Annotated in this window: 1 protein-coding gene; it reads right to left on the bottom strand. The window is 66.8% G+C overall.

The window, feature by feature from the left end; all coding sequences use genetic code 11:
• A partial coding sequence (locus FVA95_RS29470) for an IS3 family transposase (RefSeq protein WP_149666953.1) occupies window positions 1–425 on the bottom strand: 425 nt, incomplete at both ends.

The raw sequence follows: 425 nt of genomic DNA, 5'->3' as shown, positions 1-425 counted from the left end.
TTGCGAGCCATGATCAGAATGTAGGATCGCCGAGTACGGTTCGGGACTGCGACGGGTGATGGCCATGCCGAGCGCGTCGGTGACGAGTTCGGTGCGCATGTTGTCGTCGATTGACCAGCCCACGACGCGCCGGGAGTAGGCGTCAAGGACCGCAGCACAGTATACTTTCCCTTCCTCGGTGGGGTGTTCGGTGATGTCGGTGCACCACAATTCGTTCGGGCCGTCGACCGAGACTTCACGGTCGACCAGGTCGGTGTAGGGCTCGGTGTGCGGGTCGCGGACCGTGCAGCCGCGGCGGCGCCGCCGGTAGAGGCCCTGGATGCCGGCCTCGCGCATCAGCCTGGCGACGCGCTTGTGGTTGACCACCAGGCCCAGACCGAGCGTGAGCTCGGCGTGGACACGCGGCCACCCGTACGTTCCGCGGG

The sequence above is a fragment of the Pseudonocardia sp. EV170527-09 genome (assembly GCF_008369905.1).
Classification (GTDB): domain Bacteria; phylum Actinomycetota; class Actinomycetes; order Mycobacteriales; family Pseudonocardiaceae; genus Pseudonocardia.
The sequence above is the reverse complement of the archived record's forward strand: the minus strand, read 5'-3'. Positions and strand labels throughout refer to the sequence as shown.